The 8779-nt window shown below is 70.8% G+C and carries 7 protein-coding genes; all 7 read left to right on the top strand.

Going from position 1 to position 8779, the window contains the following annotated elements:
- The coding region (locus tag BGO22_RS14975) for an acyclic terpene utilization AtuA family protein (RefSeq protein WP_286851515.1) at nucleotides 1-1284 on the top strand (1284 nt) is incomplete at its 5' end.
- Between the two features lie 60 nt (nucleotides 1285-1344).
- Nucleotides 1345-2004, top strand: coding sequence for a glutathione S-transferase family protein (locus tag BGO22_RS14980; RefSeq protein ID WP_070400033.1), 660 nt, complete (start codon nucleotides 1345-1347; stop codon nucleotides 2002-2004).
- 11 nt (nucleotides 2005-2015) lie between these two features.
- Nucleotides 2016-2810 carry an enoyl-CoA hydratase/isomerase family protein gene (locus BGO22_RS14985; protein WP_070400034.1) on the top strand — a complete coding sequence of 265 codons (795 nt, stop codon included), beginning with the start codon at nucleotides 2016-2018 and terminating at the stop codon, nucleotides 2808-2810.
- 7 nt (nucleotides 2811-2817) lie between these two features.
- Nucleotides 2818-4398, top strand: a complete 1581-nt coding sequence (locus BGO22_RS14990; RefSeq protein ID WP_286851517.1) for a class I adenylate-forming enzyme family protein — start codon at nucleotides 2818-2820, stop codon at nucleotides 4396-4398.
- 97 nt (nucleotides 4399-4495) lie between these two features.
- A complete protein-coding gene (locus tag BGO22_RS14995) occupies nucleotides 4496-4870 on the top strand; it encodes an ArsR/SmtB family transcription factor (RefSeq protein ID WP_070400036.1) in 375 nt (124 codons plus the stop codon).
- Between the two features lie 216 nt (nucleotides 4871-5086).
- Complete coding sequence (locus BGO22_RS15000; protein ID WP_070400037.1) at nucleotides 5087-7978, top strand: 2-oxoglutarate dehydrogenase E1 component; 2892 nt, start codon at nucleotides 5087-5089, stop codon at nucleotides 7976-7978.
- Between the two features lie 85 nt (nucleotides 7979-8063).
- Nucleotides 8064-8779 (top strand): biotin/lipoyl-containing protein (locus BGO22_RS15005; RefSeq protein WP_286851518.1); only part of this gene is annotated, 716 nt, incomplete at its 3' end.

Raw genomic sequence — 8779 nt, forward strand, 5'->3', positions numbered from 1 at the left:
GACAGCGCGACCACGCTGGGCGTGCTGATGCACGAGTACGGCTGGACGCCCGACGACCACGACGCCCTGGCCATGGGCTCGCTGGCGGGCCACATCCTGGAGTGCGGGCCGCAGGTCACGGGCGGCATCCACACCGACTGGCACACCGTGCCCGATTGGGAAAACATCGGCTACCCCGTCATCGAATGCCACGGCGCCGAGCACTTCGTGGTGAGCAAGCCCGCCGGCACCGGTGGCCTGGTCACGCGCGGCACGGTCAGCGAGCAGATCCTGTACGAGGTGGGCGACCCGGCCCGCTACCGGCTGCCCGACGTCTGCTGCGATTTCACTGGCGTCACCGTCACCGAGGCCGGCCCCGACCGCGTGGTGGTGCGTGGCGCGCGCGGCCAGGCACCCGGCCCGCACTACAAGCTGTCCGCCGCCTACCTCGACGGCTACCGCTGCGTGGCGCAGCTGCCGGTGTTCGGCATCGACGCGGTGCGCAAGGCGCGCCGCACCGGCGAGGCGCTGCTCGGCCGGGCCCGCGCCATGGCGCTGGCGCGCGGCCTGGGCGATTTCGAGAAGGTGGCCGTGGGCGTGGTGGGCGCGGAGGACGGCTACGGCCCGCGCGCGCGCGCCTTCGATCTGCGCGAGGCGATCGCGCGCGTGGCGGCAACGCACCCGCGCCGCGAGGCCCTGGAACTGTTCTCGCGCGAGGCGCGCGTGCCCGGCGTGTCGTTCGCGCCCGGCACCACCACCGGCAGCGCGCTCATGTTCAACAGCCGGCCCGTGGTGGAGCCGCGCTACCGCCTGTTCACCTGCCTGGTGGACAAGGCGCGGCTGGCGCCGCCGCGCGTGACGCTGGACGGGCAGTGCGTGAGCGTGCCCATCCCTGCCGGTGCGCCGTTGGCCGAGGCGCCGGCCGCGGCCCCGCGCGCCGACGCCGCGACCGCGACCGCGACCGGGCCCGGCGGGCGCCGCGTGCCACTGGTGCGCCTGGCCTGGGGCCGCTCGGGCGACAAGGGCAACACCTCCAACATCGCCGTCATCGCGCGCCGGCCGGCCTTCCTGCCCTTCATCGAGGCGGCGCTGAGCGCCGAGGCGGTGAAGGCCTACCTGGCCCACCTGGTCGAGGGCGCCGTGGTGCGCCACGCGGTGCCCGGCCTGCACGCCCTGAACTTCGTGCTGGACGGCGCCCTGGACGGCGGCGGCCCCAGTTCGCTGCGCCCCGACCCCATGGGCAAGGGCATGGCCCAGCAGCTGCTGGAGTTCGACATCCCCGTGCCCGACGACCTGGACGTCTGAGGCCGGCGGACGCTTCCCACCCCGCCCGGCACCGCCCGGGCCCCACCGAGGACACATTGCATGCTGGAACTTCACTATGGCCCGGGCACTTGCTCGTTCGTGGTCCACGCCGGCCTGGAAACCATCCGGGCGGCGATCGGCCAGGACTTCGCGGCGCACGCCGTGCGCCTGCACAAGGGCGAGCACCTGAGCGCCGCGCACCTGGCGCTCAACCCCCTGGGCCAGGTGCCCGTGCTGGTGGTCGAGGGCCGGCCGCTGACCCAGGTGCTGGCCATCGCCGACTACCTGGACCGCCGCTTCCCCCAGGTGGGCCTGCTGCCCGCCGACCCCTGGGCGCGCGCGCAGGCCATGTCGCAGCTCGCCTTCATGAACAACACCGCGCACCCCACCTTCGCCCACGTCTTCAAGCCCCACCTGTTCGCCGAGGACGAGGCCGTGCACGCCGAGCTCAAGCGCTTCAACACCAAGCGCTTCCGCGATCACCTGGAGCGCATCCAGGGCTGGGTGGCGCAGGCCACGCCGTTCTGGTTCGGCGAGCGGCCGTCCTTCCACGACGCCTACGCGCTCACCCTGCTGCGCTGGGGTGGCTACGCGGGCATCGACCCGCAGGGCCTGCCGGCGCTGTGGGCGCACGCGCAGCGCGTGGCCGCGTCGGCGCCGGTGGCGGCCGCCATGGCGCGCGAAAAACTGGAACTCAACGTCTACCGCGCCGCGGCCTGAGCGAGGAACCCATGGACTTTTCAAGCTATTCGTCGCTTCAGTTCGCGCGCCGGGGCCGCGTGCTGGAGATCACCATGAACCGGCCCGACAAGCTCAATGCCATCGACGAGCGCATGCACGCCGAGCTGGCGCGCGTCTTCGTCGAGGCCTCGGGCGACCCGGACAGCGACGTGGTGGTGCTCGGCGGCGCGGGCCGCGCCTTCTCGGCTGGCGGCGACATCGACTGGATGCAGAAGATGATCGACGAGCCGGGCGCCTTCGAGACCACGGCCCGCGAGGGCAAGCAGATCGTCTACTCGCTGCTGGACTGCGAGAAGCCGCTGGTGGCCAAGCTCAACGGCCACGCCACTGGCCTGGGCGCCACCATCGCGCTGTTCTGCGACGTGGTGTTCGCCGCCGAGACCGCCAGGATCGGCGACCCGCACGTCAGCGTGGGCTTCGTGGCGGGCGACGGCGGCGCGGTGATCTGGCCGCAGCTCATCGGCTACGCGCGCGCCAAGGAGTACCTGATGACCGGTGACCTGATGAGCGCCGCCGAGGCCGCGCGCATCGGGCTCATCAACCACGCCGTGCCGGCGGCCGATCTGGACGCGCGCGTGGCGCAGTTCGCCGATCGGCTGGCGGGTGGGGCGGTCAAGGCCATCCGCTGGAGCAAGATGGCCGTGAACATCGGGCTCAAGCAACTGGCCCATTCGATCATGGACGCCTCGCTCGCCTACGAGGCCCTGTCCAACCGCAGCCAGGACCACCAGGAGGCGGTGAACGCCTTCCGCGAGAAGCGCGCGCCGGTGTTCACCGGTCGCTGAGGCAGCGATGGCCGGTCCCGACTTCGAGCCCCCATCGCCCGCGCAGCTGCAGGGGCTGAGCGTGAGCGCGCTCATCGATCGGCGGGCGCTGCAGCGGCCCTCGGCCATCGCCCTGTCCGCGCGCGCCGCCGCCGGGCACCGCGAGCGCCTGAGCTATGCCCAGCTCGCGCGCTGGCAGCGCCGCGTGGGCGAGGGCCTGACCCGCTGGGGTGTGGCGCGCGGCGACCGCGTGGCTGTCTACCTGGACAACGACGCCGGCCGCGAGGCGGTGCTCACGGCGCTGGGCTGCTGGGCCATCGGCGCGGTGGTGGTGCCGCTCAGCACGCGCGGGTCCGACGAGCAACTGGCCCAGGCCCTGGCCCTGGTGCGACCCCGCCTGGTGGTCGGCCTGGCCGCCAGCGCGCCGCGCCTCGGGGCGGCCAGCGGTGTTCCCCTGGCGCTGCTGGACGGGCCCGAACCCGCCTGGCCGGCGACCCTGGACGGGCCGGCACCGGGGCCGGCCGAGGCGGCTGGCCCGCCCGTGTCGCCCACCGAACCCGCCTGCCTGCTGTTCACCTCGGGCACCACGGCCCAGGCCAAGGCGGTGGTGCACACCCACCGCAGCCTGCTGCATGCGGGCCTGGCCATGGGCGCCGCGGTGGGGCTGGTGGCCGGTGACCTCTACCAGGGCGCGTTTCCCTTTTTCACCAGTTCCTGCCTGAACCTGGGCTGCATGTCCTCCTGGGTGCATGGCGCGGGTTTTGTCATGGAGCACCACCTGGACAGCGCGCAGCGCTTGGCCCTGGCCGACGCCGAAGGCACCACCGTCTACCACGGCGTGCCCTCGGTGATCCAGCTCATGCTGGCCGAGGCCGAGCGCGGCGCCGAGGGCCTGTGGCGCGTGCGGCGCCTGGCCTACGGCGGCGCGGCCATGCCGGCGCCCCTCATCGGGCGCGCGGCGGTCCGCTGGCCCTGGATGGAGCAGGTGCACGTCTGGGGCATGACCGAGAGCGGTCCGGCCGGCGCCTACCTGCCGCCGCACTGGCTGCCGGCCAAGGCCGGCCTCATGGGCCAGGCCATGCCGCACTGCGAGCTGCGCGTGGTGGACGGGGCGGGGCGGCCGGTCGGGCCCGGCACCCCGGGCGAGCTGCTGTTCCGCGGCCCCAGCCTGGCGGCTGGCTATTTCGAGGACCCACAGGCCACCGCGCTCGCTTTCCGCGACGGCTGGCTGCACACCGGTGACCTGGTGGTGGCCGACGGGGACGGGCTGCTGCGCTTCATCGACCGCGTGAAGGACGTGATCAACCGCGGCGGCCTGAAAGTGTCCTCGGCCGCCGTGGAGGCCGCGCTGATGCGTTTCCCTGGCATCGCGGACGTGGCCGTCGTGGCGGTACCCGACGAACGGCTGGGCGAGGAGGTGGCCGCCTGCGTCGTTCCGGCGCGGGGCCACACCCTGGACACGCAGGCCCTGGGCGAGTGGTGCCGCGCCCACCTGGCCCGCCACGAGGTGCCGCGCCGCTGGGCGGTGATGCCGGCGCTGCCGCGCAACCCCATGGGCAAGGTGCTCAAGCGCGAACTGCGCCAGGCGCTGGCGGGCGAGGGCGGCTGAGCGCGCCTCCCGCCGCAGGCCCTGGCGGGCTGGCTAGGCGGGGGCCGGGGGCCAGGGCTATCATCCATGCTTATATTTCCAACCAAGCGCGGATGCCATGGCCGACATGATCGCCAGTGATGCCCAGGTCGAGAAAGGGCGGGTCTTTGAACTCGCCGCCGAACTCTTCGGCGTGCTCTCCACCCCCATGCGGCTGCGCATCCTCAGCGCCCTGTGCGATCAGGAAAAGTCGGTCTCCCAGCTGTTGCGCGAGATCGACACCACCCAGCCCAACCTATCGCAGCACCTGAACCTGCTCTACCGCTCGGGCGTGCTCGCCAAGCGCAAGGACGGTACGCAGGTGTTCTATCGTGTGCAGAGCGAGAAGGCCGTGATGCTGTGCCGCACCGTCTGCACCCAGATCGCGATCGAGATGGACGAGCCGGCCTCGGTGCCGGCGTCCGAGCGGCTGTCGCCGCGCGTGGCGCCCTGAGCACGCCCGCCGGTCACGCCCGCTTCACCACCCGTCACAGTATCGGCGTGGGCTTTGGCCCATGATCGCCCCCTTGGCGCGGGGCGGTGGCACAATGCCGTCCGCAGTCAGGTCCTTCCCAGTCACTGTCGCATCCGCCAACCGGTCCAGCCGTGTCGCGGAAGGTTGTCTTAACCAGCTAATGTCTTCCCGAGGAAGACGGAGGTCAGCGGATCCATGAGCGATACCCCATCGAACGCGGGCAACATCTACGTTGCCTATCAGGGCAACTCGTATCTCTTCGGCGGCAATGCGCCGTACGTGGAAGAGATGTACGAGAACTACCTCGCCAACCCCACGAGCGTGCCGGACAACTGGCGCGAGTACTTCGACGCCCTGCAGAACGTTCCCGCGGTCGACGGCAGCAACGCCAAGGACGTCCCGCACCTGCCGGTCATCAACGCCTTCGCCGAGCGCGCCAAACAGGGCGGCACCACCGTGGTGGTGGCCTCCGGCGCCGATTCCGAGCTGGCCCGCAAGCGCACCGCCGTGCAGCAGCTCATCGCGGCCTACCGCAACGTCGGCGCCCGCTGGGCCGACCTGGACCCGCTCAAGCGCGCCGAGCGCCCCCACATTCCCGAGCTCGAGCCCTCGTTCTACGGCTTCACCGACGCCGATTACGAGACGGTGTTCAACACCAGCAACACCTTCTTCGGCCGCGATTCCATGTCGCTGCGCGACCTGCTGAACGCGCTGCGCGAAACCTACTGCGGCTCTATCGGCGCCGAGTACAACTACATCACCGACCAGAACCAGAAGCGCTGGTGGCAGGAAAAGCTGGAGGCCACGCGCACCCGCCCGGCCTACAACGCCGAGAAGAAGAAGCACATCCTGGAGCGCCTGACGGCCGCCGAGGGTCTGGAGCGCTTCCTGCACACCAAGTACGTCGGCCAGAAGCGCTTCTCGCTCGAAGGCGGCGAGAGCTTCATCGCCTCGATGGACGAGCTGGTGCAGCAGGCCGGCCAGGCCGGCATCCAGGAAATCGTCATCGGCATGGCCCACCGCGGCCGCCTCAACGTGCTGGTCAACACCCTGGGCAAGATGCCCAAGGACCTGTTCGCCGAGTTCGACCACACCGCGCCCGAGGACCTGCCCGCCGGTGACGTGAAGTACCACCAGGGCTTCAGCTCCGACGTCGCCACCCCCGGCGGCCCGGTGCACCTCTCGCTGGCCTTCAACCCCTCGCACCTGGAGATCGTCAACCCGGTGGTCGAGGGCTCGGTGCGCGCCCGCATGGACCGCCGCGGCGACCCCCTGGGCAAGCAGGTGCTGCCCGTGCTGGTGCATGGCGACGCCGCCTTCGCCGGCCAGGGCGTGGTCATGGAAACCCTGGCGCTGGCCGAGACGCGTGGCTACTCCACCGGCGGCACGGTGCACCTGGTCATCAACAACCAGATCGGCTTCACCACCTCCGACCCGCGCGACAGCCGCTCCACGCTGTACTGCTCGGACATCGTGAAGATGATCGAGTCGCCCGTGCTGCACGTGAACGGGGACGACCCCGAGGCCGTGGTGTTCGCCACCCAGCTCGCGCTCGAGTTCCGCCTGGCCTTCCAGAAGGACGTGGTGGTCGACATCGTCTGCTTCCGCAAGCTGGGCCACAACGAGCAGGACACCCCCAGCCTGACCCAGCCCCTGATGTACAAGAAGATCGCGGCCCACCCCGGCACGCGCAAGCTGTACGCCGACCGCCTCGCGGCCCAGGGCCTGGGCGAGACGCTGGGCGACGACATGGTCAAGACCTACCGCGCCGCGCTCGATGAGGGCCGCCACACGGTGGACCCGGTGCTCACCAACTTCAAGAGCAAGTACGCGGTCGACTGGAGCCCCTACCTGGGCAAGAAGTGGAGCGACAGCGCCGACACCGCGATCCCGCTGACCGAGTGGAACCGCCTGGCCGAGCGCATCACCACCATCCCCGACACCGTGACGCCGCACCAGCTGGTGAAGAAGGTCTACGCCGACCGCGCGGCCATGGCCCGCGGCGACATCCCGGTGGACTGGGGCATGGGCGAGCACATGGCCTTCGCCTCGCTGGTGGCCAGCGGTTTCCCGGTGCGCCTGTCCGGCGAGGACTGCGGCCGCGGCACCTTCACCCACCGCCACGCGGTCGTGCACGACCAGAACCGCGAGAAGTACGACGAGGGCACCTACATCCCGCTGCAGAACGTGGCCGAGAACCAGGCCCCGTTCGTGGTGATCGACTCCATCCTGTCGGAAGAGGCGGTGCTGGGCTTTGAGTACGGCTACGCGTCGAACGACCCGAACACCCTGGTGGTGTGGGAAGCGCAGTTCGGCGACTTCGCCAACGGCGCGCAGGTGGTGATCGACCAGTTCATCGCCTCCGGCGAAGTGAAGTGGGGCCGCGTCAACGGCATCGCCCTGATGCTGCCGCACGGCTACGAAGGCCAGGGCCCCGAGCACAGCTCGGCCCGCCTGGAGCGCTTCATGCAGCTGGCGGCCGACACGAACATGCAGATCGTGCAGCCGACCACCGCCAGCCAGATCTTCCACGTGCTGCGCCGCCAGATGGTGCGCCCGTTGCGCAAGCCGCTGATCCTGTTCACCCCCAAGAGCCTGCTGCGCAACAAGGACGCCACCTCGCCGCTGTCCGAGTTCACCAAGGGCGGTTTCCAGACCGTGATCCCCGAGCAGAACGCCGAGGTGGTGAAGAAGGCCGAGAAGGTCAAGCGCGTGATCGCGTGCTCGGGCAAGGTCTACTACGACCTGGTCAAGAAGCGCGAGGAGAAGGGCAGCGAGGACGTGGCCATCATCCGCGTCGAGCAGCTCTACCCCTTCCCGCACAAGGCCTTCGCCGCCGAGCTCAAGCGCTTCCCGAACGCGGCCGACATCGTGTGGTGCCAGGACGAGCCGCAGAACCAGGGCGCCTGGTTCTTCGTTCAGCACTACATCCACGAGAACATGCTCGAGGGCCAGAAGCTCGGCTACGCCGGCCGCGCGGCCTCGGCCTCGCCGGCGGTGGGCTACGCCCACCTGCACCAGGAACAGCAGAAGCAGCTGATCGACGCCGCCTTCGGCAAGCTCAAGGGCTTCATCCTGACCAAGTAAAGACAGTCTGTCGGGCGCGTGGCCTCGCGGTCGCGCCGCCAGGCGCCCGACACGTCCCCCATAGAACGAACGCACGGAACAGAACATGGCAATCGTTGAAGTCAAAGTCCCTCAGTTGTCCGAATCGGTGGCCGAGGCCACGCTGCTGCAGTGGAAAAAGAAGGTCGGTGAGGCGGTGTCCGCCGACGAAATCCTGATCGAGATCGAGACCGACAAGGTGGTGCTCGAGACCCCGGCCCCCGCCGGCGGCGTGCTCACCGAAATCCTGCAGGGCGACGGCGCCACCGTCGTCGCCGACCAGGTGATCGCGCGCATCGACACCGCCGCCGTGGCCGGCGCCGCCGCACCGGCGGCGGCCCCCGCGACCGCCGCGCCCGCGCCGGCCCCCGCCGCCGCTGCCGCCGTGTCGAGCAGCAAGGCCGGCGTGGCCATGCCCGCCGCCGCCAAGCTCATGGCCGACAACAACCTGGCCGCGGGCTCCGTGGCCGGCACCGGCAAAGATGGCCGCGTGACCAAGGGCGACGTGCTCGCCGCCGTGGCCGCGCCCAAAGCCGCCGGTGCCGTGGCCGCACCGGTGGCGATCCCCACGGGTGCGCCCACCAAGGCCCTGCCGCAAGTGCCGGTGGCCGGTCCCAACCTGGGCGAGCGCCCGGAGGAGCGCGTGCCCATGACGCGCCTGCGCGCCCGCATCGCCGAGCGCCTGCTGCAGTCGCAGTCCACCAACGCCATCCTCACCACCTTCAACGAGGTCAACATGGCCCCGGTGATGGAAATGCGCAAGAAGTTCCAGGAGAAGTTCGA

The organism is Hydrogenophaga sp. 70-12 (assembly GCF_001897365.1).
Lineage (GTDB): Bacteria > Pseudomonadota > Gammaproteobacteria > Burkholderiales > Burkholderiaceae_C > Hydrogenophaga > Hydrogenophaga borbori.

Bases quoted from the DNA above. Each gene is read 5' to 3' on its own strand.
- BGO22_RS14980 (WP_070400033.1), top strand. From the start codon at position 1,345: ATGCTGGAACTTCACTATGGCCCGGGCACTTGCTCGTTCGTGGTCCAC.
- BGO22_RS14985 (WP_070400034.1), top strand. From the start codon at position 2,016: ATGGACTTTTCAAGCTATTCGTCGCTTCAGTTCGCGCGCCGGGGCCGC.
- BGO22_RS14990 (WP_286851517.1), top strand. From the start codon at position 2,818: ATGGCCGGTCCCGACTTCGAGCCCCCATCGCCCGCGCAGCTGCAGGGG.
- BGO22_RS14995 (WP_070400036.1), top strand. From the start codon at position 4,496: ATGGCCGACATGATCGCCAGTGATGCCCAGGTCGAGAAAGGGCGGGTC.
- BGO22_RS15000 (WP_070400037.1), top strand. From the start codon at position 5,087: ATGAGCGATACCCCATCGAACGCGGGCAACATCTACGTTGCCTATCAG.